The 23,807-nt window shown below is 44.6% G+C and carries 19 protein-coding genes; 10 read left to right on the top strand and 9 right to left on the bottom strand.

What is annotated here, in order from left to right; genetic code table 11:
- Positions 1-2: 2 nt before the first annotated feature.
- The 3 genes from R7Q41_RS01900 to R7Q41_RS01890 form a co-directional block, all read right to left on the bottom strand.
- Entirely contained in the window at positions 3-2,144 is a 2,142-nt protein-coding gene (locus R7Q41_RS01900; protein WP_158155454.1) for a TonB-dependent hemoglobin/transferrin/lactoferrin family receptor, read from the bottom strand.
- Positions 2,145-4,142, bottom strand: a complete 1,998-nt coding sequence (locus tag R7Q41_RS01895) for a prolyl oligopeptidase family serine peptidase (protein ID WP_171345508.1) — start codon at positions 4,140-4,142, stop codon at positions 2,145-2,147. It abuts the gene before it with no gap.
- Between the two features lie 324 nt (positions 4,143-4,466).
- Complete coding sequence (locus R7Q41_RS01890) at positions 4,467-5,810, bottom strand: DEAD/DEAH box helicase (RefSeq protein WP_031812859.1); 1,344 nt, start codon at positions 5,808-5,810, stop codon at positions 4,467-4,469.
- A gap of 550 nt (positions 5,811-6,360) precedes the next feature.
- Here R7Q41_RS01890 and R7Q41_RS01885 point away from each other — a divergent pair.
- Positions 6,361-6,615: an Lpp/OprI family alanine-zipper lipoprotein gene (locus R7Q41_RS01885; RefSeq protein ID WP_005375145.1), complete on the top strand. Its 255-nt coding sequence runs from the start codon at positions 6,361-6,363 to the stop codon at positions 6,613-6,615.
- 26 nt (positions 6,616-6,641) lie between these two features.
- Here R7Q41_RS01885 and R7Q41_RS01880 read toward each other — a convergent pair whose 3' ends face one another.
- Genes R7Q41_RS01880 through R7Q41_RS01865 form a run of 4 tightly spaced genes read right to left on the bottom strand, consistent with a single transcriptional unit; the run spans position 6,642 to position 10,753 of the window.
- Positions 6,642-7,568, bottom strand: coding sequence for a L,D-transpeptidase family protein (locus R7Q41_RS01880; RefSeq protein ID WP_017820509.1), 927 nt, complete (start codon positions 7,566-7,568; stop codon positions 6,642-6,644).
- A gap of 6 nt (positions 7,569-7,574) precedes the next feature.
- Entirely contained in the window at positions 7,575-8,990 is a 1,416-nt protein-coding gene (gene phrB, locus R7Q41_RS01875) for a deoxyribodipyrimidine photo-lyase (RefSeq protein ID WP_104976446.1), read from the bottom strand.
- 22 nt (positions 8,991-9,012) lie between these two features.
- The gene (locus R7Q41_RS01870; RefSeq protein ID WP_005375142.1) at positions 9,013-9,813 is read right to left on the bottom strand and encodes a MerR family transcriptional regulator; all 801 of its coding nucleotides are present in this window, start codon (positions 9,811-9,813) and stop codon (positions 9,013-9,015) included.
- Entirely contained in the window at positions 9,803-10,753 is a 951-nt protein-coding gene (locus R7Q41_RS01865) for a YbgA family protein (protein ID WP_005375141.1), read from the bottom strand. The genes R7Q41_RS01870 and R7Q41_RS01865 overlap by 11 nt, the downstream gene beginning before the upstream one ends.
- Before the next feature lie 398 nt (positions 10,754-11,151).
- On the opposite strand from R7Q41_RS01865, the gene deoD reads away from it, so the two are divergent.
- From deoD to R7Q41_RS01820, 9 genes are all read left to right on the top strand, one after another.
- Positions 11,152-11,862, top strand: coding sequence for a purine-nucleoside phosphorylase (gene deoD / locus R7Q41_RS01860; RefSeq protein ID WP_005375140.1), 711 nt, complete (start codon positions 11,152-11,154; stop codon positions 11,860-11,862).
- Positions 11,863-11,932: 70 nt separating this feature from the next.
- Complete coding sequence (locus R7Q41_RS01855) at positions 11,933-13,402, top strand: hypothetical protein (protein ID WP_005383936.1); 1,470 nt, start codon at positions 11,933-11,935, stop codon at positions 13,400-13,402.
- 166 nt (positions 13,403-13,568) lie between these two features.
- Complete coding sequence (locus R7Q41_RS01850; RefSeq protein WP_213972111.1) at positions 13,569-15,053, top strand: hypothetical protein; 1,485 nt, start codon at positions 13,569-13,571, stop codon at positions 15,051-15,053.
- Entirely contained in the window at positions 15,037-16,620 is a 1,584-nt protein-coding gene (locus R7Q41_RS01845) for a GGDEF domain-containing protein (protein WP_151515322.1), read from the top strand. Before R7Q41_RS01850 ends, R7Q41_RS01845 begins: the two co-directional genes overlap by 17 nt.
- Positions 16,621-16,864: 244 nt before the next feature.
- Positions 16,865-17,245 carry a DUF3302 domain-containing protein gene (locus R7Q41_RS01840; protein ID WP_005375135.1) on the top strand — a complete coding sequence of 127 codons (381 nt, stop codon included), beginning with the start codon at positions 16,865-16,867 and terminating at the stop codon, positions 17,243-17,245.
- The gene (locus R7Q41_RS01835; RefSeq protein WP_005375134.1) at positions 17,245-18,375 is read left to right on the top strand and encodes an HlyD family secretion protein; all 1,131 of its coding nucleotides are present in this window, start codon (positions 17,245-17,247) and stop codon (positions 18,373-18,375) included. The genes R7Q41_RS01840 and R7Q41_RS01835 overlap by 1 nt, the downstream gene beginning before the upstream one ends.
- A gap of 335 nt (positions 18,376-18,710) precedes the next feature.
- Positions 18,711-19,259, top strand: coding sequence for an ECF-type riboflavin transporter substrate-binding protein (locus R7Q41_RS01830; RefSeq protein ID WP_005375133.1), 549 nt, complete (start codon positions 18,711-18,713; stop codon positions 19,257-19,259).
- A 6-nt stretch (positions 19,260-19,265) separates the two neighbouring features.
- The gene (locus tag R7Q41_RS01825; RefSeq protein WP_047104520.1) at positions 19,266-21,005 is read left to right on the top strand and encodes an ABC transporter ATP-binding protein; all 1,740 of its coding nucleotides are present in this window, start codon (positions 19,266-19,268) and stop codon (positions 21,003-21,005) included.
- A complete protein-coding gene (locus tag R7Q41_RS01820; protein ID WP_213970651.1) occupies positions 21,002-21,841 on the top strand; it encodes an energy-coupling factor transporter transmembrane component T family protein in 840 nt (279 codons plus the stop codon). Before R7Q41_RS01825 ends, R7Q41_RS01820 begins: the two co-directional genes overlap by 4 nt.
- 122 nt (positions 21,842-21,963) lie before the next feature.
- Here the strand turns inward: R7Q41_RS01820 and R7Q41_RS01815 are convergent, their stop codons facing one another.
- Positions 21,964-22,245, bottom strand: coding sequence for a YrhK family protein (locus tag R7Q41_RS01815; protein ID WP_025768568.1), 282 nt, complete (start codon positions 22,243-22,245; stop codon positions 21,964-21,966).
- A gap of 206 nt (positions 22,246-22,451) precedes the next feature.
- A complete protein-coding gene (locus R7Q41_RS01810) occupies positions 22,452-23,633 on the bottom strand; it encodes an MFS transporter (RefSeq protein WP_005375129.1) in 1,182 nt (393 codons plus the stop codon).
- Positions 23,634-23,807 lie beyond the last annotated feature (174 nt).

Raw genomic sequence — 23,807 nt, 5'->3', positions numbered from 1 at the left:
TCCTAGAATTCGTATTTTGCATTTAGCGTGAAGTAGCGCCCAGGCTCAGTTGAGTAACGCTTACTTTCCTCAGCGATACCCGCTACGTCTTGGTATCGGATGTATTCTTTGTCGAACAGATTGATGATGTTTGCGCTAACACGAAGGTCTTTGGAAACGTGGTAAGTTGCGCCAATATCAAACGTATTCCACGCACTTGTCTGCGCGCAATCTGTCGCTAGACCAAGCGTGGTCTGGCATTTAGGAACGCGATCCATGGCCGCGGCCCAGTTCCAAGCCACGTAAGCATTGAAGTCTTGGTTGACGTATTTCAGTTGAGCGTTACCTTCGAATGGCGTAATGCTTCGAACGTATTCACCTTCCGCGTCTTTGCCATCTACGTAGCCAAACTTGGTGCTGATGTTCCATCGCTTAGTGATCGCGTAACCCGCAGAAAGCTCTGCACCATACGTCTCAACACCATCGAGGTTTTGGTATTGTTTAATGTAATTACCATTGCTTGAGTCAAAGCCCGTGGTCACAACGTCGATGAAGTTTTCAAACTTGTTGTAGAACAAAGACGCATAGACATACGCACGACCGTTATCGAACTTGTTACCGATTTCAAATGAGTCGGAAGTTTCAGCTTCTAGATCCATGTTTGGTGCAATGACAAACGGCGTGAGCGGCACAAAGTCGTGGCTTACGAAGCCATACGCTTTATCGTATTCCGGAGCACGGTAACCATGGTTATAAGATACATAAGCAATGTTGTTGGCAAATACTTCACGCGAAACCGACAGACTTGGAGATACCTCTGAGCTATCCATGTCTTTTAATGGGAAGCCGCCCACTTCACCCGCACCGTCTGGCGTGAGACGGTGGGCATCAAAGCGTAGGCCACCTGTGATGGTCCATTTATCCAGTTCCACCATGTCTCGAACATACAAGCCAATGTTATAAGCACGAGCAGGAGCGAAAGGTTGTTTGGTCGAAGGTGTTACTCCGTTCCAATCAATCTTGGAGTCGCTATCTGTGCGTTCGTAATAGTCTGTAGAAAGCTCAACACCGTAAGCCAATTGGTGCTCAGCATTTGCTGCATAAATCGTATTGGTTAAATCGCCACGGAAGCCAATTGTTTCGTCAATGAAGGTTTTGTGTTCCAGCTCGCGACGCTTGGTGATCAAACCATTGTGATCCACTTGGCGCATTAAACGGTTGGTGTCTTCCACCACTTCGGTGTGACGCCAGTAAACTTTGGTATCCAACTCTTCGAACCAAGTTGGATTAATCGGTGTCACCTCTGCACCAATGTAAGCGCTGTACTCTTCGGAGGTTTCATCTTCAGCAAAGTCTTCAATATGCCAGATTCCATCAGGTTGAATGGACGGTGATCCCTCCAAACGCTCTTGATTCTGGGTGTAAAGTTCCGCTTTGGCTTTCAACATCACCTCTTCATTGAAAAAGTGGTTGATCGTATAAGCACCGCTGTAACCATCTAGGTCGCGGTTATACAAATCTTCATCAAAGTTACGTGTCTCTTGCCCCTGCCAGTATGAAACGTTAAACAAACTCTCTGTATCACCGGAACGAAAAGCTAGATTACTCGTGCCTTTGTACTTGTTGCTGATATCGGTGTAAGTACCGGAAACATCGGTGTAGAAGTCTTTGTCTTTTAAGAAATCACCCGGCTGACTGGATTCTAAAATCACCACACCGCCGATCGCGCCAGAGCCATGCACCGAAGAACTTGCCCCTTTAATGATTTGCAGCGATTCAAAATTGGATAAATCAAAAGTATCTCTCCCAACTGCATCATTAATGTCATTCGCACCGAAGCCATCCGCAGAACGAATGCCATCACGAACGATCATAATGCGGTTACCCGTCATACCACGGATGGTAATGTTTTGCGGACGTCCTGCACCGCCCGTCACACTTACACCAGGTTCGTTACGCAGCACGTCATATAGCTCGGTCTCGCCTCTTTCTTCGATTTGCTCGTTTGTGATAACCGCGACACTACCTGCCACTTTTGACAATGGCTGATCGATTTTATTGGCGGTTACCACCACCTCTTCCATTGAGAAAACCTTAGATTCGGCGTGCACTTGACTGGCAGCAAGTACCGAAAGTACTGCCGCTGACACTGGGGTAAGCTTCATTTACTGCTCCGCTTTAGATGTTTTAATGAGTGATAGTAGAAATGCGTATTCTTTTGCTTGTTGTTCTTGCGCTTGTCGTGGGTCCATTTGGTGGCCCGAATTAAAATCAGTTTGCAACAAGTACGGCCCGTTGCGCTCACTTAACGCTGAAACTTTAGCCAGATACTTTGCGCCTTCCCAATATGGGACGCGCTGATCAATTAAACCGACTTGAACCAACATGGGTGGGTAAGCGTTTTTATGGATATTGAGAATCGGATCGTACGCCTTCATTAACGCCAATTGTTCAGGTTTGGTTGGGTTACCCCATTCGCCATACTGCTGTGTGGTAAGCGGAAGTGAGGTATCCGACATACTTGCAACCACATCAACAAAAGGCACTTTAAGTACGACACCTGAAAACAATTTAGGATCTTGATTAACCGCTCCGGCCACCAACGTACCACCAGCACTAGAACCGATGGCGAAAACCTCTCTATTGCCACGTTCGAATGTTTGCAGCGCCTTCGCGGCCGCGACAAAATCACCAATAGAATTGGCTTTTCGCACACCACGGCCTTGCTCGTGCCATTCATCGCCAAAGTACCCACCGCCACGGACATGGGCGATAGCGTAAATCACACCTTGGTCGAGTAAACTGATAACCTGAGGCATAAAGTACGGTTTCATCGTAAAACCATACGCGCCGTAACCGTAAATCATCACAGGAGATTGTGGGTGCAATTTGTCTTTGCGATACGCCAAAGAGACCGGGACAGAAACGCCGTCGTGCTTAATAAAAATACGTTGGGATACATAACGCTGACTATCAAAGTCTTGGTAAGCATCTTGAGAGTACAAGGATTTATTCAGCGTTTTTACATCGAACTCTTCCCACTGAGGAGGCGTAGTCATCGACATGCTTCGGATACGAATCTTGTTTGATTCAAAATCGCCCAACGTGCTTAGCCAAGCGACATTACCATCGTGTTCCAATGGCAGTATCACTTTTTCCTGCCCTTGGTAAGAATACACCGTCAATGTCGACAAGTTGTTTGGCTTACTAAGTGCCACAACTCCTGCATCATAAAGGTAGAACTGTTCAAGCGGCTCACGAGGATTGCTAAAGCGTTGCCATGTTGCGCCAAGCGGTGCGAGTTCGGCTTGGTAAAGGGCGAACTTTCCTTCCAGGTTGCTTTTAAGATAAATGTAACCTTTCGCCACATCCGCGTAATATTCCACACCCACTTCAGGCTTTCGCAATGAATCTGAGACAGTGCCCGTTTCTAGGTCGACAAGCTTCTGCTCTGTTGTTGACTCGTTGTTGCTTTGCAGCACAGCATAACGGCTATCTGCCGCACGATAGAAAGAAAGTAACCAATCTGACTTGGGTTCATTCCATAGGACTGTTTTTGCCAAAGATTCAGTGGAGATACGTAAGATCTGATGAGGTCGCTGGGTACGCTTTTCTTTTGCAACAAGGAATGCCACTTTCCCGTTAGGTGACAACAATACGCCACTATCGATGTGCGTCGCCAGTTCCGTAGATTGACCGGAGAGTAAATCAACAACCACGGCGCGATATTGTTCGCTGCCGTCGATATCTTCCGTGAAAAGTAATGTGTCACCATTCACTTGCCATTGACCAAGTTGGTAGTACTGATGCGCAGATTGTCGTTCATCGAAATCGAACACCACGTTTTCTGGTGCATGTTGACTCGCACGGGATAATAGTAAGTAACGACCATCGCGACGCGTTAGCGTCCATTCTCTTCCACTCACGATCGACCATGGCTTATCACCTTTGTCTGCCACCATGGTATCCCACTGCGTGAGTAGGTTTTTTGTCAACGTCTGATAACTTTTTTGGTGCTGTTCAGTTTTGTGGTTTTGTTCTGTTAGGTAGGTAAGAACTCGCTCATCTTTACGAGCATCATCTCGAAGCCAGTTGAAATCATCAGCAGCAAAGCCAGAACTAGAGGTAATTATGAGCCCTAAAAAAACATGAGTAAATTTCATATAGAGAGCGAATTCATTTATAGGATTAATACAATGGCACGTATTCTGCCCTCAAATAAAAATGAGATCAATTATCATTTTCATAATCATGTAAGATTTTTATCTAGTGTGTGAGGAAAAACGTTTACTTTGACCGAGGTTATAAAACTTAATAACTTCCTAAATTAGCGTTCTATGCTGTTTATATACAACCAGACAGATATAAAAGCTGACTAACGAGTGAGTATGGAAAGACGCTATTTCACCTAGCGACAGACATAAAAAATCCGAGTGCGAACACTCGGATTTTTAAGAACTAAAATCAATGGGAAACTACAGCAGCTTTTACTCTTCAGAGCTCGGTGCCGCTGGTTTTTTCTTAGGGATGAAGACATCATCACCCACAGATACGTTTTTGTAGAAGCTCTTGTCACGCTTAGCTGGTTTTTTCGCCGATTTTTTCGCTTGAGGGCGAGCTTTCTTTGCGGTCGCTTTCTTATTGCGGAAATCTGGTTTAGGTGGCTTAAGGCCTTTAAACTTACCTTTCAAATCTTCGAACAATGAAAACTCAAGATCTTGTTGTAGGTATGCTTCTACACGTTTAAAGCTATCCCAGTCTTTTGGACCAACAAGAGAGATTGCATCCCCTTTGTTTCCAGCACGACCAGTACGACCAACTCGGTGTACGTATTCTTCGGTATGCTTTGGCATATCGAAGTTGATGACGTGTGTCACAGTTGCAATATCCAAACCGCGGGAAGCAACATCAGTCGTTACAAGGATCTTAAATACTGCGCGCTCAAACTGACTCATAATGGTGTTACGTTGAGTCTGGTTCAAGTTACCACTTAGTGCTACAGCCTTCAGTTTCTTTTCGTTCAGCTTTTCTGTTAGTCGCTCAGTATCATCACGCGTTGCCGTAAAGATAATAACTTGACGGTATTCAGCCTCAGAAAGAACACGATCTAAAATTGCCTCTTTATGATCCAGGTGATCACACAAGTAAAATTTTTGCGTAATATCTTTATGTTCTTCGTTAGAAACGCCGATAGCAATACGCTTTGGCGCATTGAGCATTTCAGCCGCGATTTCATTGACGTCTGCATGATCTAATGTCGCAGAGAACATCAACGTTTGACGACGACGATGCTTGGCTGCTTTATGAATGCGACGAAGCTCTGGTGCAAAGCCCAAATCCAACATACGGTCTGCTTCGTCAAGAATCAGCGTTTCCAAACCATCCAGATAAAGCGAACGATGATCTAAGTGATCAGCCAAACGTCCTGGTGTCGCCACGATAAATTTCGGGTAACGACGCAGAGCTTTTACTTGATCGTTAAAGTTCTCACCACCCAAAATCAGTGCTGCTTCATAAGATAGGCCAGCTAGCATAGAACGAAGCTCACCATATACTTGTTTCGCTAGCTCACGAGTAGGAGCAAGGATTACCGCGCGAGGGTCTTTCGCAGAAAACGATTTTGTCTTTAAAGACTTATGAAGCATTGGCAATACAAACGCCAAAGTCTTGCCCGAACCTGTTTTCGAAGATGCCAATAGATCCTTGCCTGCAATCGCAACAGGAATCGCCTGCTGCTGAATGTCAGTCGCTTTTTTAAAATCGTAGTGTTTTAGGTTCTTCAACAATCGGTTGTCTAGGCCTAGATCTTTAAATTGCAAAGTATTCTCCAATAAATCAGTCAGCGTCTGAGCGCTCTGTAGTGTCGTTTCCGCTCTAACGCAGCAAAAAAATAAAGCTCGGTATAATACCGCAAATCATAGGAGTATAGATAGAGATCACACAAACTAATTCCCTGTGGTAACGGTAAAACATCATTTGTGGCTCAGTTCAGAGTAAAGACTAGCCTTTTTGATGAGCAGCTGGACAGGAAGTTTAGAGAAAAGCCGTTCAAATATGCCTTCTATCCATCAACAAAACGACTTAAATAGCAGTTATTTGGGCCAATAAACTTTCATTTGTGTCAATATCGTCTAAATTATTGATATCAGGAACGTGGCAAATACACCTGCTATGAAAACTGTTGTGAGAACGAAATAAAGGATAGGTAGTTAAACTTTGTTAAGTTCAGGTAAAAGTTGACGTCAGGTACTCCATGAAATTCTTGGGTTTTTTTGACTTTTGCTACATCATGTACTGATAAAATGTAACCACATTTAACCTCGCTACTGTATAAAATAATAGTTAGTGGCGAGACTTTCACTATAAGCAAGGAGTTCTTATATGAACAAAACGTTGATCGCAGCTGCAGCAACTTCAGTACTTCTACTAGCCGGTTGTGCTTCTTCTGATGACGCAGCTACAGCAAATGCAGCAAAATTAGACGAACTAAGCAACCAAGTTAGCCAACTAAGCCAAGACGTACAAGCTCTTCAATCTGACGTTCAAAAATCAGGCGCAGCAGCAATGGCTGCTCAAGAAGAAGCTGAGCGTGCTAACGAGCGTATCGATAACATCGCTCAGTCTTACACTAAGTAAGATTTGATACCGCGTCTTAACGCCCGTTAAGGCGCGGTTATTTCGACAGGAACCCCATTCTGTGCAGCGATTGCTGCTTTAGCCTTCACGTTTTTCATACCGAATTCATCCAGCCACCACTTTAACTCTTTCGGCACTTTGAGTTCATCTTTCTCGCCATTACTACGAGTCAAAGGCTCATGTGCTTCTAAGAACACACTTCTGTCAGGCTCAAGTGTCATTTTGATAGGCTGGTTAATGATGTTAACGTCTTCGCCGTTACGAACCTTGTCAAATAACCACTCAATGTCACTTGGGTCCATACGAATACAACCCGCGCTGACTCGCATACCAATCCCAAAGTCCTTGTTGGTACCATGAATTAGGTATTCGCCATTCCCGTAAGCTAAACGCAATGCAAACATACCAAGTGGATTATCAGGCCCCGCAGGAACAACGGCTGGTAGGTCAATGCCCTTTGCTTTGTACTCGGCACGAATAGAGGCTGGAGGAGTCCATGTAGGGTTCGGTCGTTTTTGGCTGATACGCGTTGTCATTACTGGGGTATCGCGCCCTATTCGGCCAATTCCGACAGGAAATACATGGACAATATTCTCTCCTTTCGGAAAGTAATATAAGCGCAGCTCGGCTAGATTAATAACGATACCTTTATAAGGTACGTCTGGGAGGATTAGCTGTGTCGGAATAGTAAGAACATGCCCCTCTTCTGGTAAGAAGGGATCCACGCCTTTGTTTGCGGCCATTAAACCTAGCATACCCACATCGTAGAGCTTAGCGATATTTGCCATGGTTTCGCCTTCTTGCACGACGTGGTTTTCAAGGCGACCAATTAAACGGCTTCCATCCTCTGGTAATTCGTACATCTTAGCGAATGATAGACCACTCACTAAAGATAACGACACAGATAGCAGGGTACGTTTTGCGAAACTCATTGATCGCTTTTTGCTAAGCATTTCACTCTATTCCTTGGCACTTTTAAAGAGCTGTAAGGTTATCTCTCTTTCTGTCTTGTGATCAACCATCGGCTTGTGATATTCCAGTAAAGAAAAGCCCTCCCAAGTCCAAGGTTTATGGATGTATTTGTTCGGTACACTTTTGATTTCTGGTACCCAGTGGCGCACAAATTCACCATTAGCATCGAACTTTTCGCCTTGGCTTATCGGGTTGAAAATACGAAAGTATGGCTGCCCGTCACAGCCCGTAGAAGCAGACCATTGCCAGCCACCATTGTTCGCTGCAAAATCGCCGTCCACCAGCTTACTCATGAAGTACGCTTCTCCCCATCGCCAATCAATATGTAAGTCCTTGGTAAGAAAGCTCGCGACAATCATACGTAATCGATTGTGCATCCAACCTGTTTGATTGAGCTGACGCATTGCTGCATCAACGATTGGGTATCCTGTTGTTCCTGTCTTCCATCGCTCAAAGGCCTTCTCATCATAGGACCACTGGATTTTATCCTCCCAATCGATAAATCCTTTGCCTTTGACGAGTTTTGGTTCGAAAACCAATAGGTGCTGATAAAACTCACGCCAAATGATCTCACTTAACCAAGTTGCTTTCCCTTCTGTAAGGTCATTTTGTTGATTTTCAGCATACAAACGAGCAATACACTGCCTTGGTGATAGCGCGCCAATCGCAAGGTATGGAGACAGTTGGCTAGTGCCATCAATAGCTGGAAAGTCTCGCTCGCTTTGATACGCGTCACTGCGCTCCCGTGCAAATTCCCTAAGCTGCTTCAAAATATCATTAGTCGAAGCCAGCCAGTCTTCACTGGATTCTCGAGGATAGCTAAATGTGAAGCTTGAATTAAATCGAGCCGACTCTAATTGTTCGAGTACCTTTTTATTGAGTAGCGCTTGCTCGTGAGGTTTTACTACCGTCGGCATATGGAACTGCGTTAACCAAGCACGCTTGAATGGCGTAAATACCTTAAAATATTCGCCTTGCTTATTAAGAACCGTCGTTGGCGCGTGCACACATTTGTCATGAAACAGTTCAAATTCGATATCGTGAGAAGCTAACGCTTCACTTACTTGTGTATCGAGCTCTCGTTCGTTCACCTCATAGTGAATGTTTGCCATGACAGACGTGGCTTCAAGTGTTTCCGCCCACCCACTAATCACATCTGTACAATCGGAAAACGACGGTACCTCTTTGTACAAAAAGGGAATATTAAGGCTTTCAAGCTCCTCGTTAAGACAAGCTAAGCGACGAGCAATGAGGTCTGCCTGCATCGGCGCCATGTGATGCTCCCGCCACTGCTCTGGCGTCGCGATAAAGCAAGCGACGACAGGCTGCCCTGAATCCAATGCCGCTTTGAGTGCCGTGTGGTCTAACGTACGCAAGTCACGTCGAAACCATACTAAAATCATGGTAGCTCCTATCTTTTGTCTACTAAGTTAGGTGTAATTTCTCTATCACTTCAGAGCACCCCATCCGATCACCTAGCTGTGCGTGAAGCATTTTGATGGACGCTACTTGTTTAGCAGCTAGTGCTTTATTGGAGAAAAGGTAGATAAACGAACCATTTTCAATGACCTCATGATCTAGTAGACCAGAAACATCATCAACCTTATCGATCAAAGTCGTGTGATACCCTTGTTCACAAAGCTTCGCTGCTTGAATCCAACTCTCAGATTCTCTGTTTTGTTCAAAGCTAATGAGCAGACACTTTCCTTTGGAAGCGGCTTTGTTTTCAGAATCGATAACAAGGGCAAGTCGAGTAATCAAACAAGTCTGAAATAACCCTACCTGCAAGGATCGCAACGATCCTTTTACCATGTCTAGCGCATCAAATACTGGACTAATAAACTGATCAATAACGAGTTTTAGTGGATACTCTTTAAGAACAGAGGCAAGTAAACTCTCTGCTTTTCCTCGATTCAGGGTAGACAGCGCAAGCAGCATGTTTTCAACTTCTTCTAGTGTGCGAACCTCGTTTTTGACTTCGACATCGGCGCTTTTTCCTAGCAGCCCCTTCACTTTACCAATCGAAATCCCCTTCGCGAGCCAGCTCTGGACTTCGCGAATCGTATCGAGATCTTGCTGGCGATAAAGTCTGTGTCCTTTTTCAGTTCGCTGAGGTTGGATCAAGTTGTATCTTCGTTGCCAAGCTCTCAGCGTAACTGGTTTTACACCCGTGATTTCTGCGACATCTCGGATCGCGTATAGTTTTTCTTCTGAACTACAAACCATAGCGTAATCTCATCTCCTGCGGATACGGTTCTAAAAACTTCTGTTTTGCTAAATATTCGTCTGGGTAAGTATTTAAGTAATGCTTAATCAATGTAAGTGGTGCTAGCAGAGGCAACATTCCGATACGGTAGTCGTGAATCACTGTCGCTAACTCTTCTTTTTCTTCTTTAGTTAGTGAGCGTTTGAAGTATCCTTGTAAATGCATCAACACATTTGTGTTATTTTTGCGGCTAGCCCGATTCGTTAACGCCTTCATCAGTCCTAAACGATACTCTTGGTAAAAGTCTTCAATTTCATAATTAGCGACATCAGCGACTAAGCGGCCAAGGGAGCGGTATGACTCTGGGTGGTGTGCCATTAACGTCAGTTTGTAGCGCGAATGAAAGTCGATGATTTTGCCACGAGTAGGCTCACCATCCATCGAGTCGTAAAAGTCATTTAGACAAAATACTCGAGTAATAAAATTTTCTTTCAATACAGGGTCGTTAAGTCTGCCATCCTCTTCAACAGGCAACCAAGGCATTTTTTGCATCAATGTTTGTGTATACAAGCCAACACCTTCTTTCGCAGCACTGTTCTTGCTGTAAACCTTGACTCGCTCCATGCCACAAGTTGGTGACTTGGCACAAACGATGTAACCACAAAGCTGCTCGCTTTGAAGTTCATCTACTTTATTGGCCGAGTAAGTGAGCATATTGTCGGTATGATCATTTTCTGGATTTTTGGTTTCAACCAATGCAACACGCTCTTCATTAGAAACAAGACGAATTGTTGGACGGGGTACTGGCATACCTACGCCGACTTCAGGGCATACCGAAACAAAGTCAAAATACGGGCTGAGCTCTTTAGTCACAAAGTTGCTCACCTTATGACCAGAGTCAAAACGCACTCGTTCACCCAAAACACACGAACTGATACCTACTTTGATTGAAGATTCCATGATGACGCATCCCTATACAAAAATTTTTGTTGTATAACTTATAGCAAGCCTTTCCAGATTGTACAAGAAAATAAGTTGTACAATTTAATCGTTTTACTTCACTCGAAAGTATTTCGATCAACCAGCTTTCAGAAAAAAGTTTGGCCCAAAAACAAAGAATTTGTGCGCGCAATCGACAAACTGCTCAAAAGCAAATCGATTGCTCTTTTGGTTTCAACAGATTTAGTTATCAATAGGAGTTGCAGTTTCTAAATGCGTGGTTTTTGTGACTAAGCTCTCAAGGGGCTACTGTACGTCCCGATATTATTGCCTCAACGAAAACGAACAAGTTCAACAGAATTGGTAATAGCGTTCTATAATAGAGGCGTTTTATCAAAACAAAACTTTGGAGAGCACTTATGGCAACCCCACACATTAACGCACAACCAGGTGATTTCGCTGAAACAGTTCTGATGCCAGGCGACCCGTTGCGCGCTAAATACATCGCTGAAACGTTCCTAGAAGATGTGAAACAAGTTTGTGACGTTCGCAACATGTTCGGCTTTACTGGCACTTACAAAGGCAAAAAAGTTTCTGTAATGGGCCACGGCATGGGTATCCCGTCTTGCTGTATCTACGTACACGAGCTAATCGCTGAATACGGCGTGAAAAACGTTATCCGTGTGGGTAGCTGTGGTGCAGTACGTGACGACGTGAAACTAATGGACGTTGTTATCGGTATGGGTGCTTCTACTGACTCTAAAGTTAACCGTATCCGTTTCAACAACCACGATTTCGCAGCAATCGCTGATTACGGTCTTCTAGAAGAAGCAGTTAACCAAGCACGCGCTCAGGAAGTGCCTGTAAAAGTAGGTAACGTATTCTCTGCAGACCTGTTCTACACACCAGAAGCAGACATCTTCGAGAAGATGGAAAAACTAGGCATCCTAGGTGTAGACATGGAAGCGGCTGGTATCTACGGCGTAGCAGCTGACCTAGGCGCGAAAGCACTGACTATCCTGACAGTTTCTGACCACATCATCCGTGGTGAAAAACTAAGCTCAGAAGAGCGTCAGAAGTCGTTCAACGACATGATGAAAGTTGCACTAGAAACTGCAATCAACATCTAAGAACAAATAGTAAGTAATAATTTGCAGCCAGAGTTATGCTGGCTGCCCGAATTATCCCGAGGGGGCGATTGTGTCTAACGGCGAACTGCCAAAAGACGCAGATGGGTTACAACTCAACTTTTGTAAAACATTGGCGTGTGACAACTTTGGATTGAGTGATGCAAAGCGTTACGTTCTGCAACATGCGAACCCTAAGCGTCCGGCGATGGTATGCCGTGAATGTGGAGCTTTCCCCCCCTTACTTAATAATCGCGATGTCGTGAACGAACTTCATCGCCTGCGGCACGTCCACAGTGACGGGTTGCCTGCTTGCCGTAATGATGATTGCGACAACTTTGGACTTTCTGTCCACACTCACAAACACCTCTATCACGCTTTCGGTTACAGTGGCGATCGCCAACGTTACCGCTGTAAAGTGTGTCAAAGTACCTTTGTCGACAAGTGGTCTGGTGCCAACAAGAAGCTTCAGTTTCAAGAGAACTTGATGGGCTTGTTGTTTACGGGATATTCCGTACGAGAAATCTGCCGTAAGCTTAGTATTAACCCAAAAACCTTTTACGACCATGTTGACCATATAGCTAGCCGCTGCCGCCGCAAGCTTGCAACCATTGATGCGCGCTGGGTAAACCACGCAACGCATTATGAATTGGCCTCAAACTATATTGCATTGCAACCGAACAGCAATAATGGTGTGTATTGGATTGTTTCTGGCGAAGCGCATTCTGGCTATATTCTTTGCCAGCACGTCAATTATTCCGCTGATGAAGAGCCAATCGCAACGCTCGATCATAATCCTTACGATGAGGTGTCTCGTTTTGTTTCCCAGGAGTACGTAGCGGAAGCAAGTGAGCCGCTTGCGGAACCTTCTCATCACCTCAGAGAGCGAATTGACCAAAAATACCAAACAATTTTGGCTCGCGGTAACGTAGAAGACCCTCTTGGTAATCTATCTGTATTTCATTACCCTTCAAAAGGGGCATTAGTCCGTCCACCATACACCTCATATGCACACTATTTGCACGTACTTGATATGTGCTGCCCAAACAAACGTGTATCTCTATACATGCCTCAAGATCCCCTACTACGTTCGGCTGCACTGAGCGTTTGTTTACCTCGCATTAAAGAGAAAAGTGTCGACTTGATGTACGTAGAAGAGGACGCTAGTTGGGACATGAGTACTCCCTTTGGCAAAGTCGATATCGCCTATATGAGTTGGTGGCGCGATCGTTGGGCAATCTCTAGTCAAAACGAAAACCACAAAGGCATTTGCTACCTCGCTGGCGATCAAAATGAGCCTGAAAAATGGTTTAACGTTGCGACAACTCGTCATGTGAAGTTTTATCAAAACCGCTTTCAGATCCTTTTCGAAAGCTTCATTAACGAGCCACGTCGCAAATTACGACCTGCTGGTATTTTACCTCTTTTAGATATATTCAGAGCTTGGCATAATTTGTGCTATCAGGATAAACAAGGTCTTACCGCTGCACAAAGGTTAGAAGTCTCTGATGCACCTTTGACAATCAAACAGCTCCTATCGTAGCTATTCTATTGGTAATTTAGATGTAGTAATTAGGGGTTGTAACGGTATACATTACGGCCCCTGATCGTTTACCAAAACGTTATCCGCATCGCTTTGGTAAAGAAACATGCATCTAACCACTTAATATTAGGTGTGATTTCCAGTTCGATAGTCATGGATGTGAACGTTGGATAAAAACCAAATTCAGCTAGAAGATGATCTCACTAAGCTTAAAGGCCAAATAAAATCGGCCCCTAAACATACCTTTAATATTGCGCAGCAATATCGTATCCGCGCGGAACAAATTTTATTTGTGGACGGAGAGATCAAAGCCTTACTCATCATGGCGCAATGCTGTTGGTGCCTAATGGATTACCGACAAGGCTTAAAACTCGTCAAAGACGCTTACAGCAAACAAACACAGCTTGAAACCGACGATAATCTCCCGGAAATTCTCCATCTTTTTGCACTCCAATATTGGGGCCAAGCAAAGTATTATTCCGCGCAACAATATTGGATTAATGCGCTCGAACAATCTGCTCTTGTTGATGATGTTGAAATTCAAATCGAATCTCTAATTGGGCTTGGTAATGTATGGCGCATCACTAATGAACACCAACTTGCCGCTTCAACTCATGAGTTAGCCGTTAAAGTGGCAAACAATGTTCGTATTGCTTGGTTAGAAGGCAAAGCGCGCATCCTATTAGCTTGGGACTATTACTTACTAAATAAGTTTGTCGAGATGCTTACGGTACTGGATGGAGCAACCGAAGTATTAAAAGATCATGATGACAGTACGTGGCAAGCCGAGATCTGGGACTTTAAAGGGTTAGCACTGCTTGGACTAGAACGCCTTGATGCGGCCGAAGAAGCCACCCAAAAAGCCCACCAGCTTGCCATTGAGCATGACCTCGTTTGGATGAAAGCACACTCTTTTATTAGCCGAGCAAGACTTGAGCTTTTGCGCCAAAATACAGACAGCGCTGCCAAGTTGCTACTTGCAGCAGAAGAGTCTGCACTCAGTTTCGACCACGGTGAGCTACTCAGCCAAATTTGCTTCCAACAATCACGAGTCGCTGAAGAACAAGGTGACTTTGAGTCTGCGTTTAACGCGTTCAAGAAATACCGTAAGCACGCACTCAAAATGCTCAAAGAACAAACTCATCGAATCAGCATGGATAAAGCAAGAGGCTCTAAACGCCAACTAGAGCAGCGAGCACGTAAGCTGATCAATCATATTCGCTCTCAACACGAATACGACCCTGAAAAACAGTTCTCTAATGTCGTTTCTGAGACCTACTGGTGGGAACAGTTAGTTTTGTTTAAAACGGAGCTCAAACGCTCTAAACACGCCATCATTATGATTCAGCATTCAAACCCCGAAGTTCTCGATGTTTGTACCGAGCTCGTTCATGCATTGACAACCTCCAGCGACCTCATCTCGAGAATTTCCAGTAACAGGCTAGCAATGTTAATTGCAGAAAAAGGTCAAGCAGCAGAAGAGGTCTACCGCACTGTCCAAGCGATGTTAGACATCTATCCATGGAAGCGACGCGGAATCAAAGGCCCGAAACCGATACTGTATTTGCAAGATATCCTGACCTTCCCATTCACGTTAGAACAGCTCGAAGAAAGTTATATTGAGGTAATGAAGAATGGAACAACTGCTTAGCAAGGTGACTGACGCAGGTATCGATCCTTCTTCCGTTTCAGGTGAAGAAGCGATTACGCTATGGGAACACATAGGGTTACATATTGCGTCAACAAACCGAGAGAAAGCGCATTGCTATATCATTAGCGCCGAGTATCGAAGAGAGATCAAACAGCTCAACGACAGCATTAGTGAATTGAAACAAGCGCTTGAGTTGCTTGTTTTACCAGAGGATGTAGAAGATATTCTTTCTGTGAAAGCAAGCTTGAGTGAGCGTTTAGTTGAAGTAGGTGACTACAATGCGGCATTAACCGAGTATGTTGCTTCAACCAATATCGCCGTCGAGTACGGCTATATTGATGAGTACGTATTGGCCATTATTGGAATGGGTAATTTGTGCGATGCCTATGGGGATCACCAACGTGCATTACGTTATTATCAAAAAATAGATGCTATCGATCACGCTATTGGCAGTCGATCCCTACGCCTTCGTTACAAGCTGTACATGCTAGCCTGTTACATCAGCTTGAACCGTACCGCAGACGCCAAAGAGCTATTGAGTGAATGTGAAGAACTGAGCATTCTCGTCAGTGATAAAAACCTCGCCGCACAAATTCACCTCTACCGAGCCAAATTATATCGTCTGCAAGAAGACTACCCCAGTGCGTTGCTGGCTATTTCGAATGTTCAGTATACAACGGGTAGTGCCACGACATACTGGTTATCCACGATGGTCAAAATTGAGACTGCGTATTGTCTAAACGGTGTAGGGCACACTTCTTTAGCTAACTTAACGCTGGACTCCATCAGTAAAAGGATTCAAAAGCAGCTATCTCCTATCGTTACTCAGCATTTTTATAACGCGATGAGTCAAGTTTACGCCTCTCAAGGGTTGTATCAAGAAGCATTAAATTGTGAAAAAAAAGCGCACAGAATCGAATGTGATCTTGTAAAACATATTCCGATCGGTGAGTTAGGGTCTGCTCAACTACGCCGACTTTCACGCTTTGAGTTACAACTCAAACTCATTTTGTCAGAGCTAGAAAACAAAGAACTAAAAGAAACCACCAAGCAGCATAAAAATACTGTTGCTCAGCTACAGCAGGACGTCTTTACCGATCCACTTACGTCTTTACACAACCGACGCTGGTTAGAAGTTAAACTAAAAGATCTACTTCTGCACGATACTGCATTTGCATTGATGGTCATCGATATCGATCACTTCAAATCCATCAATGACGAACTAAGCCACTTGGTGGGCGACAAAGCGATCAAAAGTGTGTCACAGGAACTGGCGTCCTACTTCAGATTTAAAGGCGCATCGTGCGTACGATTTGGTGGTGAAGAGTTCCTCGTGATCCTTGAGAATACCCAACTGGAACGCGCAGAAATGCATGCCGAGAATTATCGTGAACGGATTTATCAATATGGTTGGGACGATATTCTTGGTGAACGGGGGCTGACCGTATCCATAGGGATTACCTTGCATCGAGAAGGCGAGAATACTCAGCGAACTTTTTATCGTGCAGACAAAGCTCTTTATCGCGCCAAAGCCAACGGCAGAAACCAAGTCTGTACCGAACTTTAAACCATGCCCCGGTTGACATCTGGGGCTTTGTTATACTTTTTACTTATCCTTCCTCTATCACTTCACTGTTTGTTTAAATAAGTACTCAGCAACACCTTAACTGCCAATAAACATCAGTGGATACTTACATCGCATAAACATAATTCCTACATAAAAACCGCTTGATTCATCTGTAGTTAAGACAAATACTTAAATTGTTAATTTACGTAGATTTTCCATTTCGCAATAAGCACAGGTAGGTAAGATGTTTCTAGACTATTTTGCACTTGGGTTACTCATCTTCGTTGCTTTAGTGATCTTTTACGGAATCATTGTCATTCATGATATTCCATATGAAATCGCCAAAGAGAGAGAGCACCCGCACCAAGACGCAATTCACTACGCTGGCTGGGTCAGCCTTTTCACTTTGCATGCGCTGTGGCCATTTTTATGGATCTGGGCAACATTATGGCGCAAGGAACGCGGCTGGGGTTTTAAACAACTAGAACAAGAAACACACGACATTCATCACCGCCTTGAAGAACTCATCGATGAAGTCAACGAACTCAAAAACGAAGTATCGATGTTGAAACAACAAAAGATTCAGCAAAAGCCTTTGCCTGAACAAAGTAAAGAGGACGAATAATGGACTTATTGCTGATTCTGACTTACGCCGCTCTTTGTATTGCCATTTTTAAAATTTTCAATATTCCTCTAAACAAATGGACCGTTCCAACCGCCGTACTTGGCGGCGTAGTGTTAGTGGGCACACTCGTGCTGCTTATGAACTACAACCACCCATTTACTCAATTAGGTAACCAAGTGTTCCCGACTACTCCTATCGTCTCTGGCGTGCGTGGCCGCGTGGTGGAAGTGCCAGTCCAGGCCAACCAACCGCTCAAAACGGGCGATATTCTTTTCAAAATCGATCCTGTGCCTTTTGAAGCAGAAGTTGCTCGCCTTGAAGCGAAAGTCAAAGAAGCAAGCCAAGGTGCCCTGGGTTTAGAGTCTGATCTAAGAGAAGCAGAAGCTGCTGTATTGAAAGCGCAAGCGGACAGAGATAAAGCACAAAGGGAATTTAGCCGATATCAAAGGGGCTTTGATCGTGGCGCGTTTACTGAACAAGATTTGGATACTCGACGCCAAGCGTATAAAGCGGCAGAAGCCATGTTAGACGTTGCGATTTTGCAACAAGAACAAGCGCAAATCGCTCTGGACTCTGAAATCGGAGGCGAAAATACCCAAGTCGCGCAACTTCTTGCCGAGCTGCGTAAAGCAGAGTTTAACCTAGAGCAAACCGTCGTTCGTGCGCCAACCGATGGTTACGTTACGCAATTGGCTTTGCGTCCTGGTGTTATGGCTGTGCCGTTGCCACTTGCCCCGGCAATGACCTTCGTACATACCGAAGACATTACGTACACCGCGGCATTCAGACAGAACTCATTACAACGCTTGAAGCCAGGCTTTGAAGCAGAATTTATGTTCCGCGCAATTCCGGGCAAAGTGTTCCGTGGCGAAGTCATTGACGTGATTCCAGCCATTGGTGAAAGCCAAATTCAAGCGCGAGGCGCTCTGCTTGGGACTGATGCCTTGCGCACGAGCGGACGTGTTTTTGCGAAGCTGAAAATTACCGACGACTTGAGTGGATACCACCTACCAATGGGTACTGCGGTTGAAGTTGCAGTTTATTCAGACAGCTTTACTCACGTATCAGTGATGCGCAAAGTGCTTATTCGTATGAAGAGCTGGCAGAACTATTTATACCTCGACCATTAATGAACATATAGCGCATTCATTTATTGGTAAAAATAACATCAAACCGTGTAATCAGGGGCTGACGATCAGCCCCTGATTCATTCTAGCCATCCAGATAGATAGCATTCCCACTTTTATTAATATTCTGTATAATGCGCGCCTTATTTTTAATGCTTGCTAAAACCAAAGCCAGTCAAAGGGATGCGTGAATCAAATCACACATTTCCTGAAGAAAAATAGAGCAAACAATAAGCAGCTTGGTTGTTTTGAATATATGTTACACAATCAAATAACTAACGCTTTCCGACAAAACAATTAAACGTTCTTTAAAATCGACTATTGAACTGAGGTTATCTATGAATCTTTCCGCTAAAACTGTTGTGGTTATTGCAATCGGTGCTGCTCTTTACGGTATCGGCGGCTTACCTATGTTTGGCATCCCTGTGTTTGCAAACACAACGCTAAAACCAGCCATGGCAGTATTAGCATTGTTCTCAGTACTATTTGGACCACTTGTTGGCTTCTTGGTTGGTTTTATTGGTCACTGGGTTACTGACCTATTTGCAGGTTGGGGCGTATGGCTCACTTGGGTACTTGGTTCAGGTATTGTTGGTTTGATTATCGGTCTATTCCCTTCTCTAACGCGCTACCGTTTGGAGAAAGGTGATTTCAATATGAAAGACTTCGCGTTATTCGTAGTACTTGCGCTATTAGGCAACGTATTTGGTTACGGTTGCTCTGCATTCCTCGACACGATTTTATACGCAGAACCGTTCACTAAAGTGTTTACCCAGCTTTCTATTATCGCGATCGGTAACACCATTCTTATTGCTATTGTTGGCTTCTTCATTCTTAAGTCTGTCGCTAAACGTAACAAGCAAAGCCGTAACTTAACAGAGGCTTAATGTCGAATGACAATCGAATTTTCTAACTTCTCTTTTAGATATGAGTCGCTGGACAAACCGACGCTAAAAAATATCAATCTAAGGATAGAGAAAGGAGAGAAAATCGTCATTATCGGTCCAAGTGGTAGTGGTAAATCTACCCTTGGGCAATGTCTTAACGGACTGATCCCACACGCAATCAAAGGGGAAACCAGTGGAACATTGACCATCAATGGTCAAGACACCGCCCCTTTCGACATGCACCAATACACTGAGCAAGTTGGCACCGTACTGCAAGATACGGACAGCCAATTTGTCGGTTTGAGCATTGGCGAAGACATTGCATTTGCGCTGGAGAACCAGCTAACTTCAAATATCGACATGTACCCATTGGTCAAAGCCACGGCCAAAATGGTCGACTTGGAACAGATGCTCGAACGCTCACCCCACGATTTATCTGGCGGGCAGAAACAGCGTGTTTCTTTGGCGGGCATTCTCGTCGATGATGTCGATATCCTTTTGTTTGATGAACCACTAGCTGCGCTTGACCCTAAAACGGGTAAAAAAACCATCGAGATCATCGATGATCTACACCGCGAAACGGGCAAAACCATCGTAATCATTGAGCATCGTCTTGAAGACGTTCTGCATTGCTCAGTTGACCGTATTATCTTGATGGAAAGCGGCAAAATCATTGCCGATACAACGCCAGATGAAATTTTAGCGTCGCCTTTGCTAGAAGATTACGGCATCCGCGAACCGCTTTATATTTCAGCACTGAAAGAAGCAGGCTGCGCGATTGAGGGCGATGCAAAACCTTCTAGCTTAACTACCTTACCGTTGGAGCAATATAAACCGGCAGTACAAGCATGGTTTGATGGTTCAACAGCACAACCGCCCAAAACGCCAGCCGAGACTTTGCTTGAAGTCCGTGGCCTCACCTATTCTTACGACGGTGAGAAAAACGCGTTAGAAGACGTGAGTTTTGACATCAAGCGTGGCGAGTTTGTCTCTGTACTTGGCAAAAATGGCTCGGGTAAATCGACCATCACCAAACTGATTATGGGCGTTATTGAAGCGGATAGCGGCTCAATGAGTATGAATGGTCAAGATCTTAACGAACTGACCATCTTCGAGCGCAGCCAGAAAGTGGGCGTGGTGATGCAAAACCCGAATCACATGATTTCCCATCACATGATTTTCGACGAAGTGGCCTTCGGCCTCCGTAATCGTGGCGTTGAAGAGAAACAAATCGAAGCTAAAGTACTTGAAGTCCTTGAGCTGTGCGGTTTGAGCAAATACCGCCACTGGCCAATCGAAGCATTGAGCTACGGCCAGAAAAAGCGCGTAACCATTGCGTCAATTTTGGTATTGGAACCAGAGCTTCTGATCCTTGATGAACCGACGGCAGGTCAGGACTATCGAAACTACACGTCTATGCTGAGTTTCATCGAAAAGCTCAATCGCGAGTTGGGCGTAACCGTGATGATCATCTCTCATGACATGCATTTAGTGCTGGAATACACCACGCGCTCTATCGTGATTGCAGACAGTAAATTAGTCGCGGATGCACCAATGACGCAGGTATTCAGCAGTCCAGAGCTACTAGACCAAGCAAACCTCACCACAACAAGTCTGTTTGAGTTGGCTACGAAAGTTGGCATCGAAGACACCAATGGCTTTATGCAGCACTTTATCAATGTAGAAAAAGCGCACCGCCAACAAAAAAGCGACGACGTAAACCAACTAGAGAAAGCGGTGGCATGAAAGACAATAAGATGAAGTTTGGTATCAACTACATCGATACCCAATCACCACTTCATAAGTTGAATGGCATTACTAAGTTCTTGCTTTTCATTGCTTGGGTAACGGTGGTGTTGACCACATTTGACTTGCGAATCATCGCACTGTTGATCGTGCTTGGTTTAGGCTTACTGAAAATGACCAAAGTGCCCTTTCATGTCTACAAACCGCTGTTATTCGGTACAGGCACGGTATTACTGATCAATGCCCTGTTTATGTTCGCGTTAGCACCGCAACAAGGTACTGAATTCATGGGCTCATCAACGGTTTTACTCTCGTTACCCGGTAATTACTCGCTCACTCAAGAGACGTTGTTTTACCTAGTAACAGTGACGTTGAAATACTTCAGCATGTTTCCAATCGCGTTGGTGTTTGTATTTACCACTCACCCGACGGAGTTTTCAGCCAGCTTGAACCGCTTGGGTGTACCTTACAAAATCGCCTATGCCGTAAGCTTAACGCTGCGCTACTTGCCGGAAGTGAAAAAGGACTTTGTTAACATCATGCACGCGCAACAAGCACGCGGAGTAGAACTGAGCAAGAAGGCTCCGTTGTTCACTCGTATGAAGAACGTCGCGAAGATTCTTGGTCCTCTGATTTTCTCTAGTTTGGACAGAGCCGATCAAATCTCAAACGCGATGACGCTACGTGGTTTTGGCCGCCACTCCTCTCGCACTTGGTACAGCTTAAAACCACTGACCAAAGCCGATATGATCTGCATGGCGGTAATTGCGGTGATAGTGATTGCTGCGATCAGCAAGCGTGTGATGGACACACAACTGTTCTGGTATCCGTTTTAAATTCTGAAGCTTCAAACTGAACATAACGTGGTTAGTGTTGTGACCACGTTATCTTCCGTCTTTCCCCTCGATAACTCGCCTGTTGGCTTCTTGCTTGCAAGTATTCAAAAGAAGCGGTAATTTCAGCGGCTCGCTGATGTGCCAGAAAGTTGCTTATTCAAACGACCAACATGAACTAAACTCATCAGTTTTATCAGGGGCTTAATGATCAACTGCGCACTGCCTACAATGAAAAGCCAAGTACCACTTTCAATCAACGAATCATTCAAAAAGAAAAAGCTACCAATTAAAAACCAAATAGCAATGAGTAGGTCGTTTGCAGCTCCTAACGCCTCATAGCGGCGCTGAATAACGATGTGACGGCTTCCTAGATCTAAATCCAACTCTCTGCCATGTATCTGCACTGTATAGATCCCCTCTTATTGTTTCGCGTCAGTTATGCCCAAGTTATTTCGAAATACTTAGTTCTAAACCCTAACGGACGTGGCATGCATTGACAACCATTGGGGGGATTATCTATTTGCAATCAAAAGAAAAGGGCGCATAAGCACCCTTTTCAGCGAGTCTAATTACAGGTATTCACTTCAATGGCTAGATAGTGAGTGCCAACTTAACTCCACTTCAACAAGCGAGTTTCATTGCCTTCTTCCGGCTTGGCTGGAATATTGAGTGACAACAGCAAGCTCACTGCTGCCATACCAGCGCCGATGTAAAATACGCTCGCAGGTGAAACAAGCCAAATGACACCAAACGTAACAGGTATTACAACTGCAGCAATATGGTTAATCGTAAACGCAACGCCTGCGGTCGACGCCATATCGGCAGGATCGGCAATTTTCTGGAAGTAGGTTTTAATCGCAAGCGCTAACGCGAAAAATAAATGATCGACAACATACAATGCTGCCGCCCACTCTGCCGTTTGCACCAAACCGTACCCGACGAACACGAAGATCAAACCGACGTATTCAAACATCAACGCTTTGCGCTCACCAACAACGCCGATAAAACGGCCTATTCGCTTCGCAAACAAGAAGTTAAAGACATAGTTAATCAGGAACAGCAACGTAATATCTGCGGCGGAGTAACCAAACTTTTCTACCATCAAGAAACCAGCGAACACCGTAAAAATTTGACGGCGTGCTCCACTCATAAACGTAAGCGCATAGTATAACCAGTAACGTTTACGCAGGATGAGCTTCTTGTTCTGAGGCACTTTTGTCTTAAATTGTGGGAAGGCAAATGCCATCACCAAAATGAGCACAAAACCTAAACCACCAGCCATTAAATAGACCGTTTTAAAATCAAGTTTGAGCTGTTCGAGCGAAACCCAAATGGCGCCGTAGGTAAACAGAGAAGCCAAAGCTCCAACAGAAATAAACTTACCCAGCATTTCTGGCGCTTCTTCTTTAGATAGCCATTGTAAAGACAAAGACTGCTTGAGTGTTTCAAAGTAATGGAAGCCGGTGGACATTAACAAGGTTGTAAAAAGTAGACCGTACAAAGTGGGAAAATAACCTGTTAATGCCGTACCAAGCGTAAGCATCGCCAAAGAGACGAGCATAAAGCGTTGCTCTCGGATAAACAGCAATACAAACACGGCGGTAAAGGCCAAAAAACCCGGAATTTCGCGCACACTTTGCAATAAGCCTATGTCTGCACCATCAAAGTTTGCTTTCTCGATAACAAAGTTGTTCAACAACGCCATCCAGGTAGAAAAAGCAATGGGCACGATAATGGAAATTAACAGGAGGAAATTTTGCGGCGTTCTCCAGCCGTGCGATGAGGTAGTCATGATGTTTCCTTTAAATATGAAGGCATCATCATAGCTTTAAATGTAACAAATTCGCAATATCATTATTATTTTAAGCCCAGAGCAAGCAGATATGGCTGAGGAATATTGTTATGAAGATAAACATCGCGCTTAACTCCTTGGCTAAGCGCGATGTTCAAGTATCAAGAGAAATAA

This window comes from Vibrio sp. 2096, assembly GCF_033339595.1.
GTDB classification, from domain to species: Bacteria; Pseudomonadota; Gammaproteobacteria; order Enterobacterales; family Vibrionaceae; genus Vibrio; species Vibrio alginolyticus.
This window is presented reverse-complemented; position numbering and strand designations above follow the sequence as displayed.